Below are 21,990 nucleotides of genomic sequence, written 5' to 3' on the forward strand. Positions count from 1 at the left end.
ACCCAGCATGGCCTTTCTTCTCTTTCAACTCAACAGCCTGCGCAGCCGCCTGATCCTGCTGGTGGCGCTAGCGATCGCGCCGATTGCGGTGATGACTCTGGTCAGCGGCGTGCGTGAACGCGAGCACGCGGTCGAAGTGGCGGAAGAAAACCTGCAACGCCTGACCAACCTGGCCGCCGCCAACGAGGCGCAGTCGATCGAGGGCGCGCGCCAGATCCTGCGCGACCTGGCCAGCATCCCCGACCTGACCGGCGACCCGGCCCATTGCAACCGCCTGCTGGCCAACATCCAGCGCCAGAATCCCGACTACGCCAACCTGGGGCTGATCCAGCTGAACGGCGACGTCACCTGCAGCGCGATCCCGTCGAACGCGCCGGTCAACCTGGCCGACCGCGCGCACTTCCGCCGCGCCGTCCACCTGCGCCGCTTCGTGGCCGGCGGCTATGTGTTCGGCCGCGTGATCCAGAAGCACACCGTCAACCTCACCTACCCGCTGCTGGACGACGGCGACCAGGTCAAGGCCGTGGTGTTTGCCGCGCTGGACCTGACCAAGCTCGATCGCTTCGTCGCCGACATCAAGCTGCCACCGGGATCGCTGCTGCTGACCGCCGATTCGGAAGGCCGTATCATTTCGCGCAAGCCCAATCCCGAACAGTGGTTCGGCCAGATGGTGTGGCCGGAGATGCGCGCCGCCATGTCGGGCGAACCGGGCAAGCCGGTGCTGTTGAAGGGACCGGACGGCATCGAGCGGCTGCACCGCTTCGCCCGCGTCGGCAGCAACGGCCTGTCCGACTACACCGTCAGCATCGGCATCCCGGCCGACGACATCACCGTCGTCGCCCGCCACGATCAGATGCTGGACATGGTGGCGCTGTTCGTCACGCTGGCGCTGGCGCTGCTGGCGGCCTGGTTTGTCGGCGACGTGCTGGTGCTGCGCCGGGTCAAGCGCCTGGCCACCACCGCCAACAGCATCGCCTCCGGCACGCTGGGCGCGCGCAGCGGCATCGTCTACGGCAACGAGGAAATCAGCGAACTGGCGCGGGCGCTGGACGCGATGGCCGAAGCCTTGCAGGCCAAGGAGCTGCAGCACCTGAACGCGGAACACCAGCTGCGCCTGGCCGACCAGCGCAAGGACGAATTCCTGGCGATGCTGGCGCACGAGCTGCGCAACCCGCTGGCGCCGATCAGCGCCGGCGCCCAGCTGCTGCAAAGCGGCCACGCCACCGAGGCGGTGGTCGGGCGCACGGCCGGCATCATCGTCCGCCAGGTGCACCACATGACGCGCCTGGTCGACGACCTGCTCGACGTCTCGCGCGTGACCCGCGGGCTGGTGACGCTGACGCGCGTGCCGCTCAACGTGGCCGACGTCGTGGCCGACGCCGTCGAACAGGCGGAGCCGCTGTTCAGCAACAAGCAGCAGCAGTTCGAACTGTCGCTGCCGGAGGTGCCGCAGCAGGTCAACGGCGACCACAAACGGCTGGTGCAGGTGCTGGTCAATGTGCTCAACAACGCCGCCAAGTACACGCCGGTCGGCGGCGTCATCAAGCTGTCGGTGCACGGCGAGGCGGGCGTGGTGCGGCTGGTGGTCAGCGATTCCGGCATCGGCATGTCACCGGAACTGCGCGCCCGGGTGTTCGAACTGTTTGCCCAGGCCGACCGCAATCCGGACCGCTCGCAGGGCGGGCTGGGATTGGGACTGGCGCTGGTCAAGTCGCTGGTGGAACTGCATGGCGGCAGCGTTGCCGCCGATAGCCGGGGCGAGCATCAGGGCAGCACCTTCACCATCTCGCTGCCCGGTGGGCCGGGGTTGAACGCGCCGGCGGCATCCGGGCCGGCGCCCCTAGGCGGCGGCAGGCTGCGGGTGCTGGTGGTGGACGACAACATCGACGCCGCGCAAACGCTGCAACTGCTGCTCGACGCATCCGGCCATGAAGTGCTGGTCGCGCATACCGCGCTGGAAGCCCTGGAGATCGCCCAGCGCATGGCGCCTGAACTATGCCTGCTCGATATCGGCCTGCCCGACATCAGCGGCAACGACCTGGCGCGCGGCCTGCGCGCACTGCCGCAAACGGCCAAGGCCACGCTGGTGGCGGTAACGGGCTACGGCCGCAGCGAAGACCGCGACCTGGCCAGCGAGGCGGGCTTCGATCATTATTTCGTCAAGCCGGTCGATGTCGAAGCCCTGCTGGCGCTGATCGCCAAGCTGTCGCCGGCTACTCCCACGCCTTAGCGATACGTTCCAGCTCACCGTTTTTTTCCAGCGTCTGCAAGGCCACGCGCAGGCGCTCGGCCAGCGCGGGATCGAACTTTCTGCTGGTGACGAAATACAGCGGGCTGACGGCCATCACGGTCGGCAGGATCTTGACCTTGTCGGCCAGGCCGGAGCGATCCAGCACCGCCTGCAGGCCCGGCATCCGATGGAAGAAGAAGCGGCCCCGGTGCGCCATCAGCTTTTGCAGATTGAGCCTGGGTTCGGACGCACCGGCATCGACCTGGGTGACGCCGGCCTGCTCCAGCACCAGCACACCGGCGAAGCCGCGGTTGGCCAGCACCACGTTATCGGGTGCCAGCTTGCGCAGGTCGTCCCAGTTGGCAATCACCGCCGCGTCGTCGCTGCGGGCGACCAGATGGTAGCGGATGGAGAACAGCGGCGGGCCGACAAACAAATACTTCCGGTCCCGTTCGGGCGAATGCGAGAGCCCACAGGAAGCATCCAGCACGCCGCGGTCCATGCCGGAGTAAATGCGGGGCAAGGGTTGCCAGGCCTGGTCGCCGGTGAATTTCAGGCCGGTATCCAGCTTTTCGATTGCATGCATGATGTCGATGCAGATGCCGACCACACGCCCACCGGCATCGGCGTTCTGGAATTTGGGCTCGGTGCCCTGCTGCGCCGCAGTACGAATATCGCTCGCGGCGACGCCGCCCCACGCCGTCGACAGCAAGGACAGCATCGCGCTCAATATATACACCCTGGTCGGCACATGTGGCATCGGCCCATTGTAGCGCGACGTTACCGCGTCGTCACCAATTGCCGGCGACGCGGGGGTCGGCTCAGAACTCGATGGTTTTCAGCCGCTTGGTTTTGCCGTAGTGTTCATCGAAGCCATACACTTCGATGCGCACCTTGCCGCTGGCATGCACCCGCACCAGCGCCCAGGCATAGGCCCGGTCCTGTGGATTGCGGCTGTCTCCGGCCTTGGCGCTGAACGGCGAGCCGCCCGAACCCACCATCACCTGCCACGCCTTGCCGCCTTCGGCGCGCGCCGGCTGCTGCGCGTTGAAGATGTGCTGGTGGCCGCAGAAATAGGCGCCACCGTATTCCTCCATCACCCGCCAGAAGGCTTGGGCGTTGTCCGGATAGATGTCCATGCCGTCCGCTTCCACGCCCTGCTTGAAGTAGTAGGTGTAGGCCGGCTTGTGGCCGAACACGAAGAAGCGCCTGGCGCCGCGCGCCCTGGCCTGGCGGAAGTCCTCCGCCAGCCAGTGCGCCGGGCCGTGGCCGTCGTTGCCGACCGGGTCGGTGTCGATCACGGCGAAGTGGCTGCCGCCGGCGTCGAAGGAGAACGTCAGCTGCGACTGGCTGGTCAGGTTGCCGTCCGGCCCGCCCACCGGCGGCGCGTTGCCGGCATCGAAGGCGCTGGCCGCGATGCCGGTGACGGCCTGCCAGCGCGCCGTATCCAGTATCAGGTCGCCCATGCTCTCGCGCCACAGATCTTCGTTTTCGAGGCGGGCGATCTTGGTGGTCTTGCCGGCGGCGTCCTTGTCCTTGAACTGCATTTCATGGTTGCCGGTCACCGGCACCACGTAGGTGCCGCTCTCCATCAGGCCCGCCGTCATGCCGCGCCAGTAAGCATACTGGCGGGCGATGGCGGCCTTGTCGGCGGTGTAACCCATGATCATGTCGCCGTTGAAGAACAGCGCCTTCGGCCTGGCCGCCTGGATCTCGCGCAGGATGCGCGACAAGGCGCGGGTGTTCTGCAAATAGACCCGGTCCTGCGCCGTGCCGGCGCTGGCCGGATCGGCGCGCGAATCGCCGACGGTGGCGAAGGACATCACCACAGGATCGGGCGCCGCCAGCGCGAGGATGTGCGCCAGCACCAGCGCCAGCGCCATGAACCTGCGCAAGTGCGTCACTTTAGAAGTCGGCATTGAGCGACACCGTCCAGCTACGTTCAGGCACGAAGGTGTACTGGTCGAACGCCGCGCCCTTGCTGCTCGCGCTGATCGACGTCGCATCCTGCTTGTTGAAGACGTTGTTCACGCCGACCTGCACCTTGAGCATCTTGACGACACCACCCACGCGCCAGCGGTAGCCGGCCGTGAAGTCGGTCACCGTGTAGGCGCCGATCTGGTAGGCGGCCGGCTCGCCGTCCTTGGCGTACTGGCTGCCGTTGGTCTTGGCGATCAGCGAGCCATACAGGCCATGATCCTTGTACAACAGGCCCAACGCGGAGGTCGATTTCGGCACCTTGGCGATCTGCAGGCCGGTGTCCTTGGCTTCGGCCTTGTTGACCGAACCGTTGGCATGCAGCGAGAAGCCGCTGCCGACATAGTAGGTCGCCGCGCCTTCGATACCCTTGTAGATCACACCACCCTGGTTGTAGTACACCAGGTCATTGCCGGTGCCGGTCGAGGCGATCTTGTTGTTGAAATCGATGTAGTAGATGTCCGCATCGAAGGTCAGCTTGCCCGACTGGTGCACTGTGCCCAGCTGGTAGTTGGTGGAGGTCTGCGGCTTGGGTGTGCTCAGGTTCGGGTTATTCACGTAGAACATCGACAGGTCCGGCACCAGGAAGCCGCGCGCCACCTGGGCGTAGGCCGACCATTCCGTGTTGACCGCGTAGTTCGCGGTCAGGAACGGCAAGGTGGTGTCGTAGGTCTGGTCGGCCCTGGTCGGAATGCGCGTGCCCTGATTGACCACCGCATCCAGCGAACGCTTGAAGTTGACGTATTTGAGGCCAGGCGTCACGGTCCATTGCGGCGCCGCCGCCCATTCGAATTCGACGAAGGGTTGATACTGCTTCCACGACGAGTTCTGGTTGTAGGAGACGTCTTTCGGCGCGCTCGCCTCCTTCGGGTTCGGTAGGTTCAGCGTCCAGTCCAGATCGAAGGTGTGGCGCTCGGTGTTCGAGCTCTCCAGCCAGACGCCGGTGCGCAGCAGGCCCGCCTGCAGCTGCTTGGTCAGCTTGAAGATGTCGCCGTTGACGCGGTAGGAATTGAGCTTGTTGTAGCCGGGGACGTCCTTGTTGCCGGCCACGCCGGCCTTGGTGCCGTTGGCAGTGGCGCCGCTGGCGTCCTGGCCGGAGAAGGTGTTGTTGTCGTAGGCGTAGGTGTAGAGCGTGTTGTCGATCGTCCAGCCGCCGTCCAGGTTCGATTGCAGGCGGACGTATTCGAAGTCGGTGCGCTTGTCGTTGTAGTTGTAGCCGAAGTAGTTCTGGCTGGTCTTGTCGTTGTTGAGCGAGTAGTTCTTGCCGTACAGCGCGACCTGGTTCAGCGTGACGCCGGCCTTGTCCGGCACGTAGCTGTGGATCTTGTTATAGGTCGAGAACACGGTCAGCATGGTGTCCCTGCCCAGCGGCTTCTGGAACTTGAACTGGTAGTTGTCTTCCTTGACGCCGCTGTAGGTCTGGTAGCCGTCGCTGGTCAGGCGCGAGGCGTTGAACATCATGCGCGCGTCGCCGAACTGGCCCAGCTGGCCGGAGTCGATCTCCGCGCCGAGGATCTTGGTGTTCCATGAACCGTAGGTGGCGTAAGGCGAAAAGCGGAACTCGGTGGCCAGCTCCTTCGAGAAGAGGTTGATCGAACCGCCGAAGGTGGCTTGTCCCAGGTTGCTGGCGTTGCCGGGACCGCGCTCGATCACCATGCCGCCGATGATACGGGCCGGGAAGTAGGAGGTCGAGTGGTGGGTCGGATTGTTGGTGTCGCCGAACGGGATGCCGTCGTAGGTGATGTTGTACTCGCCGTCCTGGAAGCCGCGCAGCGTGACCTTCGATTCGCCCAGCCCTGGGCCGTTGGACGACAGGCCGGAGCCGACGCTCGGCGCGATGCGCGCGACGGCGTTGAAGTCCGCCAGCGGCGTCACCGCCTGCTCGATGAAGGTTGCGGTGATGATGGACTGCGGCTGGGTCGCCTTCAACGAGGCCTGCACCGGCGCGCGGTTGGCCGCGTTGGAGCCGGTGATCACCACGCGGCTTTTGATCGCCTCCGAATCCAGCGCGGTATTCGATACCGGCACATCATTGATAGTCGGCGACGCCGTTTGGGCATGCGCGGCGGCGGCGGACATCACGGCCAGCGCGGCCAGGACGTGGGCCGAAATAGTCGACAAGATCAAGTGCTGCTTCGGATTCATATGGCTTTCCAGTTTGCGTTGTGAAAACCGGACAGTCTAAGAACCTATTGTGACAAGGGTATGAACACAAATTAACCACAACCGCCGTCGATACATTGGCACAAAACCAACGCATCGGCGATAATGCGAATTGTTGTCATTTACATTTACCCGAAACCCGCAATGCGTACACATTATTCCCGCGCCGCCCTCCTCCCGGCGGCACTGCTGCTGGCCAGCCTGGCTGCCTGCAGCGGCGGTGGAGGTGGAGCGGCCACGTCGCCGACGCCGCCCGTCGCCGAAGCCGGACTGAGCCAGGCTGCCAGGCTGGGCGAGCTGATTTTCAAGGACCAGTCCTTGTCCGCCTCCGGCAAGCAGTCGTGCGCCACCTGCCACAGCCCGGATCACGCCCACGGCCCGACCAACAACCTGTCCGCCCAGCTGGGCGGCGCCAACGGCGACGTGCAGGGCTTCCGCGCCGCGCCGTCGCTGCGCTACCTGAACCAGAATCCGGCCTTCTTCTTCGCCAAGGATGGCACGCCGACCGGCGGCATCGATCGCGACGGCCGCGCGCAAAGCCTGGCGGAACAGGCCGAGCGTCCCTTCCTGGCGCCGCACGAAATGGCCAACGCCAGCAAGCAGGATGTGATCGACAAACTGAAAAAGGCCCCCTACGTCGAACAGTTCCGCGCGCAGTTCGGCGCCGCCATCCTGGACGACGCCGAACAAGCCTTCGGCCGCATGACCTTCGCGCTGCAGAAATTCCAGCTGGAAGACCCGTCATTCCACCCCTTCGATTCCAAGTACGACCAGTTCCTGGCCGGTAAAGTCAAGCTGTCCGACCAGGAGCTGCGCGGCCTGGCGCTGTTCAACGATCCCGCCAAAGGCAACTGCATCGCCTGCCACAGCAGCGCGCGCGGTGCCGACGGCGCGTCGCCGCTGTTCACCGACTTCACCTTCGACAATCTCGGAGTCCCGCGCAACAGGAAGCTGGCGGCCACCGCCGACCCGGCCTACTTCGACCTTGGCCTGTGCGGCCCTGACCGCACCGACCTGGTCGCGCGCACCGACTTGTGCGGCGCCTTCAAGGTGCCGACGCTGCGCAACGTCGCCACGCGCCAGACCTTCTTCCACAACGGCGCCTTCGACAACCTGAAGGACGTGGTGGGCTTCTACGTGCGGCGCGATACCAACCCGGAAGAGTGGTACCCGACCGGCGCCGACGGCGTGGTGCAGAAGTTTAACGACCTGCCGCCGGAGTACCGCAAGAACGTCAACACCACCGAAGTCCCTTACAACCGCCAGCCCGGCATGGCGCCGGCACTGTCGCCCAGCGAGATCGACGATGTCGTGACCTTCCTCGGCACGCTGACCGACGGCTACAAGACCACCCCTTAATCGCAGAGATATCAACATGAACAAACACCTGATCGCCACCGCCCTCGCCGCCGCCTTCCTCAGCGCGCCTTTCGCCGCCACCGCGGGCGAGGCCGAACTGCTGGCCCGCATCGACAAGATGGCCGCCGAACTGGAACAGCTGAAGGCCGAACTGAAAGCCAGCGTCAAGAAGACCGAAGCGGTCGAACAACGCCAGCAGGCGCTGGCCTCCGCGCCGCCGGCCGCCGCTCCCGTATCGCTGGCGGCGGTCGAAGTGCCGTCGGCACCGGCCACCATCTTCGGCGCCTACGGTGAAATCAACTACAACCGTCCAAGCAAGAACGCCAGCGGCGCGCAGGCCGACGTGCGCCGTGCCGTGATCGGCGTCGAGCATCGCTTCGATCCGAAGACCAAGATGGTCGCCGAATTCGAATGGGAGCACGCCGTCGTCTCCGCCGACGACAAGGGCGAGAGCGAAGTCGAACAGCTGTACGTCGAGCGCGAATTCGGCAACGGCTTGCGCAGCAAGGTCGGCCTCTACCTGATCCCTATGGGCCTGCTGAACACCAACCACGAACCGACCGCCTACTACGGCGTCGAGCGCAACTTCGTCGAGACGGCGATCATCCCGTCGACCTGGCGCGAAGTGGGCGTGAGCCTGTCCGGCGACACCGCCGCCGGCCTGACCTGGGACACCGGCATCACCACCGGCTTCGACCTGGGCAAGTGGGACGCCGCCGGCAGCGACGGCCGCGAATCGCCGCTGGGCTCCATCCACCAGGAAGGCCAACAGGCCAAGTCGCGCGACCTGAGCGTGCACGCGGCGCTGAACTGGCGCGGCGTGCCAGGCCTGCTGGTGGGCGGCTCCATCTTCACCGGCAAGGCCGGCCACAAGACCGACGGCTTCACCGCCAACGACGCCCGCATCACGATGGTCGACCTGCACACCCGCTACACGCCGGGCAGCTGGGATCTGTCGGCGCTGTATGCGCGCGGCCAGATCAGCAATACCGAAGCGCTCAACGAGACCCTGGTCGGCAATCCGACGCCGGTGCCGAAGAGCTTTGCCGGCTGGTACACGCAGGCCGCCTACCGCCTGCTGCAGGCCGGCGACTACACGCTGAGCCCATTCGCGCGCTACGAGCAGTTCAACACCGCCAAGAGCTACGCCGCCGTGCCGCAGGGCCTGGGCGTGGCCGCGTCGCCGGACGAGAAGGTCACCACCGTCGGCGCCAACCTGAAGGTCGGCGAAGGCGTGGTGCTGAAGGCCGATTACCAGTGGTTCAAGGAAGACAAGTCGCGCGACCGCCTGAACCTCGGCATGGGCTTCTCGTACTGATATGCGCTACCTTCACTGGATACCGTTGGCGGCGTGCGCCGCCGGCGCGCCGGCCTTCGCGGCGCAGTACCTGAACGCGGAACAGGCGCAGAAGCTGATGTTCCCGGAAGCGACCACGTTTCGCCAGCAGGACGTGGCGCTGTCGCTGCCGCAGATGCAGCAGGTGGAGAAGTTGGCCGGGCTGGCAGCGCGCTCGGTCAACTGGCGCGTGGTGGGCGCCTACAGCGGCGACAAGCTGCTGGGCTACATGGTGCTCGACGACGTGATCGGCAAGTTCGAGCTGATCTCGTACGCGGTCGGCCTCAATCCCGACGCCACGGTGCGCCAGGTCGAGATCCTGACTTACCGCGAAAGCCACGGCGGCGAGATCCGCCTGCCGGCCTGGCGCCGCCAGTTCACCGGCAAGTCCGCGCAAACGGGCGGCCTGACGGTGGGCGACGGCATCGCCAACATTAGCGGCGCCACCCTCTCCTGCACCCACCTGACCGACGGCGTGCGGCGTATCGCCGCCGTCGCCCAGGTGGCGCTGAAAAAATGATGCGGCGCGCCCAGCCCTGGCTGGGTACCCTGGTCGACATCACGGCGGACGGCGATCCGCAGGCGGCGTCGCAGGCGATCACGCAGGCCTTCGCGGAGGTGGCGCTGGTGCACCGGCTGATGAGTTTTCATGACGCCGCCAGCGATGTCTCGCGCCTGAACCGCGCCGCGCCGGGCGAGCTGCTGGAGGTGCATCCGCACAGCTGGCGGGTGCTGCAGCTGGCGGCGCGGATGGCCGCGCTGTCGCAAGGCCTGTTCAACATCGCCTGCGCTCCGCGGCTGGTGGACTGGCAATGCCTGCCGCGCCCGGACGCCACCGCCATCCCGGCATATCAGCCGGCGCTGGCCGTCTACCGCTGCGAACAGGAGCCGCTGGTGTGCAAGCTGGCGCCGGGCTGGGTGGACGTGGGCGGCATCGCCAAGGGTTATGCGGTCGATCTCGCGGTGGCGGCCCTGCAAGGCGCCGGCGCCGATAGCGGCTGCGTCAACGCCGGCGGCGATCTGCGCGGCTTCGGTGGACGCGATTGGCCGGTGGCCGTGCGCGATCCGCTGGCGCCAGGGCGCGCCGCCGCGCAGGTGCTGCTGCGCGACGAGGCGCTGGCCACGTCGGCCGCCTATTTCTCGTCGCGCCAGCACGGCGGCCGCCAGGTCAGCGCACTGGTCGACGGCCGCAGCGGCGAACCGCTGGTGGCGTCCATCAGCGTGTCGGTGCGCGCGCCATGCTGCGCCGTGGCCGACGCGCTGACCAAGGTGGTGCTGGCCAGCGGCGATGCGCAACATCCGGCGCTGGCCGCGTTGCAGGCGTCAGCGTTTATAATCTAGCCGATGCATACTCACCGATCCCGTCCCCACGTCAACCTGCGCGTCGAGCGCTGGCACCGCCGCTGCATCTACACCAGCTTCGCGGCCCTGCTGTTGAGCGGCGCCGCCTGGCTGCTGGCGCGCTACTTCTTCCGCCCCGTCGGCCAGTTCGGCGAAACCATCAATCCGCTGGAACCGTGGTCAATGAAGCTGCACGGCGCGGCGGCGATGGTGATGCTGTTCTTCCTCGGCAGCCTGATGAACGCCCACATCCGCCGCGCGCTCAAGGCCGGCCGCAATCTGCGCACCGGCTGGGGCATGATCGCCGCCATGCTGGCGCTGACCGCCAGTGGCTTCGGCCTGTACTACCTGGCCGGCGAAAGCGACCGTCCGCTGTGGTCGGCCATCCATTGGGCGGTGGGCCTGGCCACGGGCCTGCTGTTTGTGCTGCACGTGTGGCTCGGCCGCCGCGCCGTGCGTCACCCGTAGGGACGGCGCTAGCCGGCCTTGGCCGACTCGCCGAGATCGAGGCCGCTCATTTGCAGCGCGATGGCGAGCGCGGTGTCGGCCGTGGCCAGGTGGGCGTGGAACCAGGGCAGCACCAGGCCCACGGCTTCCCGGCCGCTTTTGATGTCGCGCGTTTCCAGCTGGTGCAGCTTGGTCAGGACGCGCGCATGCTGTTCGCGGTGGCTGTTCAGGGCCGGGTAGTTGATGGCCTCCATCAGCGCTTCCTCGTGGCGGAAATCAGCCTCCAGGCAGTCGACCAGTTGTTCGAGTCCGGCGGCAAAGCCATCGTCCTTGCAATGCATGAGCACTTTGATTTGCTCGGCCAGCGCCTCGTGCGCTTCGTCGAACAGCGGTATGCCCAGCGCCATGTCCGGGGTCCAACCGATATCATCCATGATGTCCTCTTTGTCGATCCGGCCGGCGCACGATGCGCCGCCAGCAAGGACTATGGACGCGCGGCGCGCCGAAATCCATGATCCAGATCAAAAAATTCCAAGCGCGCCAGGGCGGGCATCCAGCCATTGCCGGAACTGCTGCGCCGGCACGGGCTGGCTGTACAAATATCCCTGGTAGCGATGGCAGCCCAGCTGCTCGAGCAAGCGGCGCTGCTCGATACTCTCCACGCCCTCCGCGATGACGTCCAGGCCCAGGCTGCGCGACATGGCGATGATGGTCGTCACGATGGCCTGGTCGTTGCTGTTGCTGACCAGCTCGGTGACGAAGGAACGGTCGATCTTCAGCTGGCTCAACGGCAAGCGCCGCAGATATTGCAGCGAGGAGTAGCCGGTGCCGAAATCGTCCAGCGAGAAGCGCACGCCGATCTTGCGCAACTGCTCCATCGTGCCGATGATGTGCTCGATATTTTCCAGCAGCAGGCCCTCGGTCAGCTCCAGTTTCAGGCCCGACGGATCGATGCCATGGCGCCGGATCAGCTCCTGCATCTGCGCGCAAAAATCGCGCTGGTGGATCTGCGCCGCGCTCACGTTCACGGCCAGCACCAGCGGCTTGGTGCGCGGATGGTCTTGCCACTGCCGCAGCTGGGCGCAGGCCGTTTCCATCACCCAGCGGCCGATCGGCAGGATCAGGCTGGTTTCCTCCGCCAGCGGAATGAAGCGGGCCGGCGACAGGAAGCTGCCGTCGGCCTGCGGCCAGCGGATCAGCGCCTCGGCGCCGATCGTGCGGCCCTGCTCGTCGACCTGGGGCTGGTAGTACAGTTCGAACCGCTCCTCCTCGATCGCGCACCGCAGCGCGTCCTCCAGCCTGGCCTTGGTGCTGAGCTTTTCCTGCATGTTCCGGTCGAAGAAGCGCATGCCATTGCGGCCCGCCTGCTTGGCCTGGTACATGGCGATGTCGGCCTGCATCAGCAATTCCTCGGGATGGGACGGCCAGCCGTCATGGAACAGCGTGGCGCCCACGCTGGGCGTGCTGTGGCACAGATGGCTGCCCAGCGTGTAGGGCCGATTGAGCTCGGCCAGGATCTGCGTCCCCAGCATCCCGGCCTGGGCCGCGGCGGCCGCCTCGGTGCAGCCCAGGCTTTCCAGCAAGACGACAAATTCGTCGCCCCCCAGGCGGGCCACGGTGTCGCCTTGCCGCAGGCAGTCCTGCAGGCGGCCGCCCACTTGTTGCAGCAGCAGGTCGCCGACGTTGTGGCCCAGCGTGTCGTTGAGCGTCTTGAAATTGTCGAGGTCGATGAACATCAGCGCGCCATAGCGCTCGTGCAGTTTGCTGGCGTCGAGCACCTGGCGCAGCCGCTCCAGCAGCATGCGCCGGTTCGGCAGGCGGGTTAGCGGATCGTAGAACGCCAGGTTGCGGATCTCGTCGGTGGCGGCCTTGCTCTGCGTGACGTCGGTCAGCGCCGCGACGTAGTTGCAGGTGCGGCCGCTGTTGTCGCGCACCGAGGTGATGCTCAGATGTTCGGGATAGACCTCGCCGTTCTTGCGGCGGTTCCAGATTTCGCCCGACCAGCTGCCCTGCTCGCCGATCGCGGCCCACATCGCCCGGTAGAACTCAGCATCGTGGCGGCCCGAACTGAGCATGCGCGGCGTGCGGCCCACCGCCTCCTCCATCGCATAGCCGGTGATGCGGGTGAACGCCTGGTTGACCTTGAGGATGACGCCGTTGCTGTCGGTGACCATCATGCCCTCGTTCGATTCGAAGGCGATGGCGGCGATGCGCAAATTGGCATCGGCCAGATGGCGCTCGGTGATCTCCTCGTGCGCCACCGTCGCCCCCTGCCAGCCGTGGCTCATCGGCGACACCGTCATGCGGAACCAGCGCCGCGCGGTCGGCGTATGGCAGGGATACGCCATCTGGAAGCGGCTGCTGCGGCCGGCCAGCACCGCGCTGATGCCGGCCTCGGCCTCGGCCGCGCCTTCCGCCCCCAGCCCGACCGCCTCAACGCATAGCGCCAGGTAATTGCTGCCGATGTCGGTGGCCAGGCCGGCCCGCCCGGCGCCGGCCTGGCGCCACGCGGTGTTGACCGCCAGGATGGTGCCGTCCATGCCCAGCACGGCGATCTGCTCGCCGAAGGCGTCCAGCAGGGCGCAAGCGAAGCTATGGCAAACGCCGCCGGCGGCGGCCTGCGGCGGCACGGGCGCCTGATGGGCGGCAGCGGGGCAGGAAAAATCGCAAGGGGCACCGTCGGCCGCCGGCACGAACTGAAGGGGCTGCTGATTCATCATGGGAATGCCTCACACGGAGATGATCCCAGCAGCATACTGATTCAGATCAATAAAAAATTTGATACAGATCAATTTTCCGCGATCGCTGCCTCTGCGACACCGCCCCCGGCTGCCGGCCAGCACCAAAGCCATCACATTGATCGGAATAGCGCAATATTTGACTGGATTGGTAGTACACGCGTGACTACTGCCTTTTATAATTTCATCACTGCCCTTTTATAGAAGATGCCCCATGAAACTGACCAGCACCAGCTTCTCCAACGATCAGTCCATCGCCGGCAAGTTCGCCTTTGCGGTGGCCGCCCCGGACACCCACATCACCCTCTCCACCAACCGCAACCCGCAGCTGGCGTGGGACGAGGTACCGGCCGGCACCCGGTCGTTTGCGCTGATCTGCCATGATCCCGACGTGCCGAGCCGTGGCGACGACGTCAACCAGGAAGGCCGGGAAGTTCCGGCCAGCCTGCCCCGCGTCGACTTCTTCCACTGGCTGCTGGTGAACATTCCCGCCGCGACGCGCGAGATCGCCGCGGGTAGCCACAGCGAAGGCGTGACCCCGCGCGGCAAGGCCGGCCCCACCGCGCCGGGCGGCATGACGCACGGCGTCAACGACTACACCAGCTGGTTTGCCGGCGATGCGCAGATGAGCGGCGACTATTACGGCTACGACGGCCCTTGCCCGCCGTGGAACGACGCCCTGCTGCACCACTATGTCTTCACCCTCTACGCGCTCGACATCCCGGCACTGCCGGCGGACCTGCCGCTGGATGGCCAGGGCATCCGCCGCGCCATCGAAGGCCATGTGCTGGCCGAAGCCAGCCTCACCGGCACCTACACGCTCAATCCCAAGCTGCTCTGAGGATGGACAAAAGCCAGTGGACACTGCCATCCGGGGTGCCGGTCGCCCGCCGCGGCCTGTGCATGCTGGCGCGGCCGTGTCTGCGGCAACCGCAGCGCACCACGCGCTTCCGCTTCATGGAGGCGACCATCCTGCTGGTCAAATCAGGCAGCCTGAGCCTGGACAGCGGCGCCGCGCAGGCATGGCTGGAGGGACCGTCCGCGCTGATGGCGGTGGCCCGCAACGTCTGCGCCGACCTGGTCAAGCTGCCGGGCGGCGAGCAATCGCGGTTTGGTTCGCTGTTGCTGGCCATTGCGCCGGAAGTGCTGCACGAATTCTACCGGCGCTACGACCAGGATGAGCTGGCCCATGCCCCGCTGGCCGACTGGCGCCAGGCGCCGCTCGATGACGATCTGGCGGAGACCCTGGAGCACTGCATCCGCGGCGCCGACAACGCGGGCGTCAGCGAACGGGTGCTGATGCACCGGCTGGTCGGGCTGCTGCTTGCCCTGGCGGAGCGCGGCATCATGTTTGCGCGCCCGGCCAGGCAGAACGTCGGCGATCTGCTGACCAGCCTGCTGAGCCAGGCGCCTGGCCAGCAGTGGACCGCCGCCAAAGCCAGCCGCGAGCTGGCGATGAGCGAAGCCACCCTCAGGCGGCGCCTGGCAGCGCAGGACCTGCGCTTTGAAACCCTGCTGCGGGAAGTGCGCATGCACCACGCCATGTCGCTGCTGCAGACCACCGGCTGGAGCATCGCGCTGGTCGCCGAAGCCTGCGGCTATCAGGCGCACGCGCGCTTCTCACTGCGGTTCAGGGAACGCTTCGGTTGCCCGCCCTCGCACGTGCGCTGAACATCATTTGATCATTTGCCTTCCGGCGGCTCCCACAGTTCGACCTTGTTGCCGTCCGGGTCCATGACCCAGCCGAACTTGCCGTACTCCGATTCATCGACCTTGTCCTCGACCTGGCAGCCTTCGGCCCGCAGCGCGGCCAGCAGGCCATGCAGGTCGGCCACCCGATAGTTGATCATGAAACTGGCCGTGCTGGGGGCGAAGTAGTCGGTGTCGGCCTTGAACGGATTCCATGCGGTGGTGCCGGTGCCGGCGGGGTTGTCCGGGCCGGCCCAGCGGAAGGCGGCCCCGCCCCACTGGCTGACCTCCAGACCGAGATGGACCCGATACCACTCGGCCAGCGCCTTGGGATCGGGAGACTTGAAGAATACGCCGCCTATGCCGGTAACACGCTTCATTGAACGCTCCTGGGGTTATCGAAGTATTGCCTCAATCATATCACCCTGGCGCCACCACATAGCTCGTAGCGGCTATTGCGAACCAGGCACCGCACGGGCACTGTTCGCAGCGTCACCATCAACCAAAGGATCAGCCATGCCCTCTTTCCAACACGCCCTGTTGCTCGCCGCCGCGCTGGCGCCGGCGCTGGCGCACGCCGCGCCGTTCACCACCACCCGTTATGTCCGCATGGACCTGAAGGCCGACACCGGCTACACCTACGATGAAAACTTCAACCGCCTGCCGGACAATCCCAACCGGCCGGGCGCCAGCCAGGAAAGCCTGCCTGAAGGCGTCACGCGCTGGTTCCTGGGCGCCGACGTCGACGTCGTCAAGCGCCACCCGGACGGCCGCCTGGAGGTCATGTCGCACAACCCGGCCTATTCGCAGCTGCCGCACCACTATATCTTCACCTACGCCACCCCCAGCCGGCCGGCCAAGGACGAATGCGGCATCCTGCCGCTGGCCGTCGGCCGCGCGTGCCGGAGACCGAAGAGCTGTACGTGCGCTTCAATATGCACTGGGACGAGGGCAGCACCCAGTACCGCGACTTCAACATTACCTGGGTCGGCCTGAACCCCTGCCGCGAGGAAGTGGTGATCAAGCCCGGCACCCACGTGGTGACCGGTCCCAAGCACACGCTGGGCGAAGCGGCCCGCATCATCGAGGTGGCGCCGCACGTGATGGACCACGCCGACTACCTGGATGTGCGCATCAACAACCACAAGGCCCACCGCTTCGAGCCGACCTACGCGTCCAACCCGGCCGCCCACTACGGCGCCGGCGAAGGCGCGCCGACGGTGCTCCTGCACGTGCATCCCAAGCACATCCCGCAGAACGGCGCGCCGATCTGGATGCCCGGCATCTACGGTCCCAAGGTCGATGCCGACGACGTCATCACGGCACGCCTGAGCGTCACCAACCCGCACAAACAGCCGATCGAGAACTCCGGCATCCTGCTGGTGTTCTGGGAGCCGCTCGAGGCCGGCGCGGCGGTCGACAAGTTCGTCCCCGACGTCGAAGCGCAACAGTAAGCGAGCCGATGGGAAAATTGCATTATTATTGATTTTTTAACACAATGGAGATAACCATGGAACACAGCGCGCTGAGAAGCACGTGGGAAGTTTACACCGGCTCGTGGAGCGTAACCGACGCCGCGGCACGCCAGAAGATTTTCGATCAATGCCTGAACCCGGACTGCGACTATTCCGACACCCACGTGCACGTCAACGGCCACGACCAGCTGGCGGCCTACATGACGGAGTTCCAGAAGAACGTGCCGGGCGGCCGCTTCGTGACCACCGAGTTCGCCGAGCACCATGGCCGCAGCCTGGCCCACTGGAACCTGGTGGTCGGCGCGGACAAGGTGGTCGGCAAGGGCGCCAGCTTCGGCCAGTACCACGCGGACGGCCGCCTGAAGCAGATGACCGGCTTCTTCCTGCCGTTCGGCGAGAACTAAACGCCACGTAATACCGGCGGGGCGGACCACGTCCGCCCCGCCCCCTTCGCCGCACCTCCCTCCCCGTTGTTCCAGCCACCGCCCCACCAACCGGGCTATTGAGCGGCCGGCAACACCTCGCCTATCGTGTCACCTGCCTCGCGCCGCCAGCGGCGCCAATTCTTAACGGGACACAGATGACACAGGAATCAGTGATTAACGATCGCATGACGATCAGCGTTGAAGAGGACTTCGTCGTGCTGCTGATCGGCATGCGCATCAACAAATGGTGGAAGATCCACAAATGGCTGCCGATCGCCATCGCGATGCGCCGCATGATCACCGAGCTGGTCGACGACCCGGACAGCGGCCTGCTGCGCGGCCAGTACCAGACCGTCGGCAACCCGATCTGCTACGTCCAGTACTGGCGCTCCTACGAGGCGCTGCTGGCCTACAGCCACAGCAGCGAAAAGCGCCACCAGAAGGCCTGGCGCGGCTTCTATAAAAAAATCGGCACCAGCGGCGACGTCGGCATCTGGCACGAGGCCTACCGTCCAAGCCGGTCAAGTTCCCCAACGGCCGCTGGCTCGACGACGACTCGATCGACATCATCTTCATCTCCAACCTGGACACCGACCTGCCCATCCTGTACCGCCGTGGCGAGCTCGACGGCGTGAACCACAACGACGTGCCGTTCAGTAACGACTTCCCTTACCTGGCGCCACCGCACCAGGCGCCGTAAGCCTTCCTCCCCCGGCCCCCGGTCCGCCGCCGGGGGGCGCCCGAGACGATCTCCATGCGCACATTGATTAGCTTGCTGGCCATGCTGATGCTGGCCCCCATCGCCGCCGACGTCGCAGCCCAGGCCAGACGGCCCGGCAGCAGCGACGAAGTCATTCAACCTGGTCCAACACTAAAGCCGGCGACCCGGTCGGGGAAGTTCGACCGGGTCCAGCGCCACCACGCGCCCCGGGCGCCGGCACAGCTTGCCAGAACGGTTGTTTGTACTTAATATATCGAGTACAATCATCACACCCTTTCCTGGAGACACCTAATGCCTACCCGCCGCACCGCGCTGTTCGCGCTTGTCACCCCCCTTCTCGCCTTGCAGATGCCCGTCCATGCCGCCCCCGCTGAAGATGCGCCGGTGCAACTAACCTCAGTTGCCGGCCCCTTCAACGCGGAGCCCGAGTCGCTCAAGACTTACCAGACTCCAGAGTGGTTCCGCGACGCCAAGTTCGGTATCTGGTCGCACTGGGGCCCGCAGGCGGTGCCGCGTGCCGGCGACTGGTACGCCCGCAATATGTACGTGTATGGCAGCGATCAGTACAAGCACCACCTGGAACATTACGGCCACCCGTCCAAGCACGGCTACAAGGACATCATTCCCTTGTGGAAGGCGGAGAAATTCGATCCCGACGCCCTGATGGCGCTGTACAAGAAGGCGGGTGCGCGCTACTTCGTCAGCATGGGCGTGCACCACGACAATTTCGACCTGTGGGATTCGCGCTATCACGAATGGAACGCCGTAAAGATGGGCCCGCACCGCGACATCGTGGGCGACTGGAAAAAAGCCGCGCTCAAGGCCGGCCTGCCCTTTGGCGTGTCGGAACACCTCGGCGCCAGCTACGCGTGGTGGGCCCCCAGCCATGGCTACGATCAACTCTGGCCTATGCTGGGCGTGAGCTATGACGGCGCCGATCCGAAGTACGCCTCGCTGTACCACCGCGCCCACAACCAGCCTTACCGCGGTTCGGCCACGTGGTACACCACCGATACGCGCTTCCAGCAGGAGTGGTACGACCGCATCACCGATCTGCTGACGCGCTACCAGCCGGACCTGCTCTATTCCGACGGCGGCATCCCCTTCGGCAAGGTGGGACGCACCCTGATGGCCAATTTCTACAACGCCAGCATCGCCAACCATGGCGGCAAACTGGCGGCCGTGTACAACCACAAGAACATCGGCTCCGGCGAGTTCATCCGCGAGGCCGGGGTGCAGGACGTGGAACGTGGCGTGATGGAAGGCATCAATCCCCTGCCGTGGCAGACCGACACCTCGATCGGCGACTGGTTTTACAGCGACGGCTACAAATACAAGACCACCACGGAAGTGGTCCACATGCTGGCCGATATCGTCAGCAAGAACGGCAACCTGCTGCTGAACGTGGTGCAGTATGCCGACGGCAGCCTGCCGCCCGAGCCGATGCAATTCCTGCGGGAGATGGCTGATTGGATGGCCGTCAATGGCGACGCGATCTACGGCACCCGTCCGTGGAAAGTCTTCGGCGAGGGGCCAACCAAGGCCGCCGCCGGCCACTTCCAGGAAAACACCGCCTACACGCCGCAAGACATCCGCTTCACCGCAAAGGGTGGCGCCGTGTACGCCATCACCCTGGGCACGCCCGCCACGTCGGTGCGGATACAGTCGCTGGGCAGCAAGGCCGGGCTGGAAGCCCGTCCGGTGAAAACCGTCACGCTGCTGGGCAGCGCCGCGCCGCTGCGCTGGACACAGAGTGACGACGCCCTGACCATCGAATTGCCGGCCAGCCTGCCCTCCAAAATGGCGTCCAGCTTCCGCATCACCTTCTGACGGCGCCGCCTGCCGGGCGGGTCCGGAAAACAAAAAAGGCTTACATCTGATGGATGTAAGCCTTTTTTTACAACGAATACATGAAAAAACCGGAAACTACTGGGGCATTGTTTCGTTTATTTGCTATCACCCCAAAATGAGCGGGCCGGCCTGATCGCCTTCGCCATCATGGAACCGAGCCCGGTATTGGCCCGGCGTGACACCGAATGCGCTCTTCAAGGCCCGGCGCATCAGCTGCACTCCGGAAAATCCGCACAGCGCTGCGATCCGTTTCATGCTGTGCTGATTTTTCTCCAACATGCAGCGCGCCTGCTCAAGCCGCAGATTTTGCACATAGGTGGCCGGGGTAACGCCCAGCTCGCGCTTAAAGACCCGAGCGAAATGACGCGGACTCATCGCCATTCGCTCCGCCAATAGCTCAATATTCAATTCCTCGGCCAGATGTTCGCCCAACCATCCCTGCAACTCGCGCAGTGTCGGCAAGGTCGCCTGCCGCTGCGCGATCGCCACGCTAAATTGCGCCTGCCCACCTGGGCGGTGCAGGAACACAACCAGGCCCCGCGCCACCTCAAGCGCAACCTCGCCGCCGACATCCTGTTCGATCAACGCCAGCGCGAGGTCAATTCCAGCGGTCACGCCGGCGGAGGTGTACACCTTGCCATCTCGCAGCCAGATTGCGTCGGCCGCCACGTCGATCGACGGGAACCGCTCGGCCAGTCTGGCGGCGTAGTCCCAGTGGGTCGTGGCGCGCCTGCCATCGAGCAGTCCAGACTGGGCCAGCACGAAGGCCCCCGTGCAGATCGACACCACGCGGCGCACATGCGGCGCCACGCCTTTCAGCCAGGCCAGCAATTCGGGCGCATGCGGCTGTTCTGCACTGCGACCGCTCACGACGACCAAGGTATCTATCTGTCCCTGCAGCGCAAAACAAGAACCCGAACTCATCAGTGACATTCCAGAATGCCCTGCCACCTCCGCGCCCGCACCTCCGCAAACGATCTCGACACGATAGTATTGCTGCAACGACTGGCAGCGGTTTGCGCCATGAAATGCCGTGACCGGACCAAACAAATCGACTTCTTCGACCGGCCCAACTGCGACGAACACGATACGGCGCGGATTATTTTTTTTAAAATTGGACATGACAAGTACACAAGGATAAAACCATATTGTGGCAGAATTCGCCCCAATGGCGTCCAAACAGACGCACCTACCTCATTTACAGTGGAGCCTCTCTCATACATCAAGGAGTCCACCATGACCGTCGCCCCAACCAACCGCCCTCTCGACATTGGCATGCTGATCTACCCCGGCATGACTGCCCTCGACATGGTCGCGCCACAACTGGTGTTTGCCAGCCTGCCCAATGCCCGCGTCCACCTGTTGTGGAAAAACCTCGACCCGGTGGCGTCCGACAGCGGTTTGGCGATCATGCCGACCACCACCCTGGCGGACTGTCCGCAGCGTCTGGATGTCCTGTTTGTGGGCGGCAGCAAGGCCGCCACTTGGCCGCTGCTGGGCGATGTTGAATTGCTTGCTTTCCTCGCTGACCGAGGCGCGCAGGCGGCTTGGGTCACCAGCGTCTGCACAGGCTCCCTGCTGCTGGCAGCGGCAGGACTGCTGCGTGGCTACCGTGCCACCTCCCACTGGGCGGTACGTCCGCTTCTGTTGCAGCTCGGAGCGATCCCCGTCGACCAGCGCGTCGTGGCCGACCGCAACCGCCTGACGGGCGGCGGCGTCACCGCAGGCATGGATTTCGCGCTGACACTGGCAGGTCAGTTGTGCGGCGAACAATTTGGCAAGGCGCTGCAATTGCTGGTCGAATATGACCCTCAACCGCCTTATCGAAGCGGCCATCCGGACCGCGCCGATTCTGCCACGCTTGCCCTGGCCACCGGCTTGTACGCCGACGACGTGGCGCAGGCGAACCTGGCGGTGCAGGCGCTGGCCCAACGGCAAGCAAACGCCGTTCCTCACAGCCAATAAGTGCTTCCCCGCCTTCGTTCCCCGCTCCCCGCCAACTATCGTCGCAGGCAGCAGTCCCTTGACGCCGGCGATCCGCACCGCATCGCGGTGCAGATACCTAAACGGACCGGTGACAGCGCCCAATATTAATTGAATGCGCTTTGTCCGTACTTTCGACGTCCAAAAGAAAAAGGCCCGCATCAGATTGACGCAGGCCTTCAATTTTCTTGATAAATTCTGGTGGGAAGTGCAAGTTTCGAACTTGCGACCCCTGCAGTGTGAATGCTCTGAGAC

At 65.2% G+C, this 21,990-nt stretch carries 22 protein-coding genes; 15 read left to right on the forward strand and 7 right to left on the reverse strand.

Annotated features, from left to right (window positions below):
* Positions 1-7: 7 nt before the first annotated feature.
* Positions 8-2,230: an ATP-binding protein gene (locus ACEN9O_RS25265; protein ID WP_495614548.1), complete on the forward strand. Its 2,223-nt coding sequence runs from the start codon at positions 8-10 to the stop codon at positions 2,228-2,230.
* On the opposite strand, the gene ACEN9O_RS25270 is transcribed toward ACEN9O_RS25265, so the two are convergent.
* From ACEN9O_RS25270 to ACEN9O_RS25280, 3 genes are all read right to left on the reverse strand, one after another.
* A complete protein-coding gene (locus tag ACEN9O_RS25270; protein ID WP_495614549.1) occupies positions 2,214-2,969 on the reverse strand; it encodes a substrate-binding periplasmic protein in 756 nt (251 codons plus the stop codon). The genes ACEN9O_RS25265 and ACEN9O_RS25270 overlap by 17 nt on opposite strands.
* An 82-nt stretch (positions 2,970-3,051) precedes the next feature.
* On the reverse strand, positions 3,052-4,149 hold the full coding sequence (locus ACEN9O_RS25275; protein WP_495614550.1) for a metallophosphoesterase family protein: 1,098 nt from the start codon (positions 4,147-4,149) through the stop codon (positions 3,052-3,054).
* The gene (locus ACEN9O_RS25280) at positions 4,136-6,352 is read right to left on the reverse strand and encodes a TonB-dependent receptor (RefSeq protein WP_495614551.1); all 2,217 of its coding nucleotides are present in this window, start codon (positions 6,350-6,352) and stop codon (positions 4,136-4,138) included. Before ACEN9O_RS25280 ends, ACEN9O_RS25275 begins: the two co-directional genes overlap by 14 nt.
* Positions 6,353-6,514: 162 nt before the next feature.
* Here ACEN9O_RS25280 and ACEN9O_RS25285 point away from each other — a divergent pair, with 162 nt between their 5' ends.
* Genes ACEN9O_RS25285 through ACEN9O_RS25305 form a run of 5 tightly spaced genes read left to right on the forward strand, consistent with a single transcriptional unit; the run spans position 6,515 to position 10,874 of the window.
* Positions 6,515-7,729: a cytochrome-c peroxidase gene (locus ACEN9O_RS25285; protein ID WP_495614552.1), complete on the forward strand. Its 1,215-nt coding sequence runs from the start codon at positions 6,515-6,517 to the stop codon at positions 7,727-7,729.
* Between the two features lie 16 nt (positions 7,730-7,745).
* Entirely contained in the window at positions 7,746-9,047 is a 1,302-nt protein-coding gene (locus tag ACEN9O_RS25290) for a putative porin (protein ID WP_495614553.1), read from the forward strand.
* A 1-nt stretch (position 9,048) separates the two neighbouring features.
* Entirely contained in the window at positions 9,049-9,585 is a 537-nt protein-coding gene (locus tag ACEN9O_RS25295; RefSeq protein ID WP_495614554.1) for an FMN-binding protein, read from the forward strand.
* Positions 9,582-10,406 carry an FAD:protein FMN transferase gene (locus ACEN9O_RS25300; RefSeq protein ID WP_495614555.1) on the forward strand — a complete coding sequence of 275 codons (825 nt, stop codon included), beginning with the start codon at positions 9,582-9,584 and terminating at the stop codon, positions 10,404-10,406. Before ACEN9O_RS25295 ends, ACEN9O_RS25300 begins: the two co-directional genes overlap by 4 nt.
* A gap of 3 nt (positions 10,407-10,409) precedes the next feature.
* Positions 10,410-10,874: a DUF4405 domain-containing protein gene (locus ACEN9O_RS25305; protein WP_495614556.1), complete on the forward strand. Its 465-nt coding sequence runs from the start codon at positions 10,410-10,412 to the stop codon at positions 10,872-10,874.
* Between the two features lie 8 nt (positions 10,875-10,882).
* On the opposite strand, the gene ACEN9O_RS25310 is transcribed toward ACEN9O_RS25305, so the two are convergent.
* Together ACEN9O_RS25310 and ACEN9O_RS25315 are read right to left on the reverse strand one after the other, a co-directional pair.
* Positions 10,883-11,287: a bacteriohemerythrin gene (locus ACEN9O_RS25310; protein ID WP_495614557.1), complete on the reverse strand. Its 405-nt coding sequence runs from the start codon at positions 11,285-11,287 to the stop codon at positions 10,883-10,885.
* Between the two features lie 87 nt (positions 11,288-11,374).
* Positions 11,375-13,573 (reverse strand): putative bifunctional diguanylate cyclase/phosphodiesterase, encoded by a 2,199-nt coding sequence (locus ACEN9O_RS25315; RefSeq protein WP_495614558.1) that lies wholly within the window; start codon positions 13,571-13,573, stop codon positions 11,375-11,377.
* A gap of 232 nt (positions 13,574-13,805) precedes the next feature.
* Between ACEN9O_RS25315 and ACEN9O_RS25320 the strand changes: the two genes are divergently transcribed.
* Both ACEN9O_RS25320 and ACEN9O_RS25325 read left to right on the forward strand, forming a co-directional pair.
* On the forward strand, positions 13,806-14,432 hold the full coding sequence (locus ACEN9O_RS25320; RefSeq protein WP_495614559.1) for a YbhB/YbcL family Raf kinase inhibitor-like protein: 627 nt from the start codon (positions 13,806-13,808) through the stop codon (positions 14,430-14,432).
* A gap of 2 nt (positions 14,433-14,434) precedes the next feature.
* Complete coding sequence (locus tag ACEN9O_RS25325) at positions 14,435-15,262, forward strand: helix-turn-helix transcriptional regulator (RefSeq protein WP_495614560.1); 828 nt, start codon at positions 14,435-14,437, stop codon at positions 15,260-15,262.
* Positions 15,263-15,273: 11 nt separating this feature from the next.
* Here the strand turns inward: ACEN9O_RS25325 and ACEN9O_RS25330 are convergent, their stop codons facing one another.
* The gene (locus ACEN9O_RS25330; protein ID WP_495614561.1) at positions 15,274-15,660 is read right to left on the reverse strand and encodes a VOC family protein; all 387 of its coding nucleotides are present in this window, start codon (positions 15,658-15,660) and stop codon (positions 15,274-15,276) included.
* Positions 15,661-15,796: 136 nt separating this feature from the next.
* Here ACEN9O_RS25330 and ACEN9O_RS25335 point away from each other — a divergent pair, with 136 nt between their 5' ends.
* The 6 genes from ACEN9O_RS25335 to ACEN9O_RS25360 all read left to right on the forward strand — a co-directional run bounded on the left by ACEN9O_RS25335 (position 15,797) and on the right by ACEN9O_RS25360 (position 19,731).
* On the forward strand, positions 15,797-16,276 hold the full coding sequence (locus ACEN9O_RS25335; protein WP_495614562.1) for a hypothetical protein: 480 nt from the start codon (positions 15,797-15,799) through the stop codon (positions 16,274-16,276).
* On the forward strand, positions 16,204-16,734 hold the full coding sequence (locus ACEN9O_RS25340; RefSeq protein ID WP_495614563.1) for a hypothetical protein: 531 nt from the start codon (positions 16,204-16,206) through the stop codon (positions 16,732-16,734). Before ACEN9O_RS25335 ends, ACEN9O_RS25340 begins: the two co-directional genes overlap by 73 nt.
* 56 nt (positions 16,735-16,790) lie before the next feature.
* Entirely contained in the window at positions 16,791-17,159 is a 369-nt protein-coding gene (locus ACEN9O_RS25345; RefSeq protein ID WP_495614564.1) for a nuclear transport factor 2 family protein, read from the forward strand.
* Between the two features lie 176 nt (positions 17,160-17,335).
* Positions 17,336-17,815 carry a DUF4188 domain-containing protein gene (locus tag ACEN9O_RS25350; RefSeq protein WP_495614565.1) on the forward strand — a complete coding sequence of 160 codons (480 nt, stop codon included), beginning with the start codon at positions 17,336-17,338 and terminating at the stop codon, positions 17,813-17,815.
* On the forward strand, positions 17,764-17,880 hold the full coding sequence (locus tag ACEN9O_RS25355; protein WP_495618539.1) for a hypothetical protein: 117 nt from the start codon (positions 17,764-17,766) through the stop codon (positions 17,878-17,880). Before ACEN9O_RS25350 ends, ACEN9O_RS25355 begins: the two co-directional genes overlap by 52 nt.
* A gap of 312 nt (positions 17,881-18,192) precedes the next feature.
* Positions 18,193-19,731: an alpha-L-fucosidase gene (locus tag ACEN9O_RS25360; protein WP_495614566.1), complete on the forward strand. Its 1,539-nt coding sequence runs from the start codon at positions 18,193-18,195 to the stop codon at positions 19,729-19,731.
* A 126-nt stretch (positions 19,732-19,857) separates the two neighbouring features.
* On the opposite strand, the gene ACEN9O_RS25365 is transcribed toward ACEN9O_RS25360, so the two are convergent.
* Positions 19,858-20,874, reverse strand: coding sequence for a GlxA family transcriptional regulator (locus tag ACEN9O_RS25365; protein WP_495614567.1), 1,017 nt, complete (start codon positions 20,872-20,874; stop codon positions 19,858-19,860).
* 114 nt (positions 20,875-20,988) lie between these two features.
* Here ACEN9O_RS25365 and ACEN9O_RS25370 point away from each other — a divergent pair, with 114 nt between their 5' ends.
* Positions 20,989-21,717, forward strand: coding sequence for a DJ-1/PfpI family protein (locus tag ACEN9O_RS25370; RefSeq protein WP_495614568.1), 729 nt, complete (start codon positions 20,989-20,991; stop codon positions 21,715-21,717).
* The last annotated feature ends 273 nt before the right edge of the window (positions 21,718-21,990 follow it).

This window comes from Duganella sp. Dugasp78 (assembly GCF_059491455.1).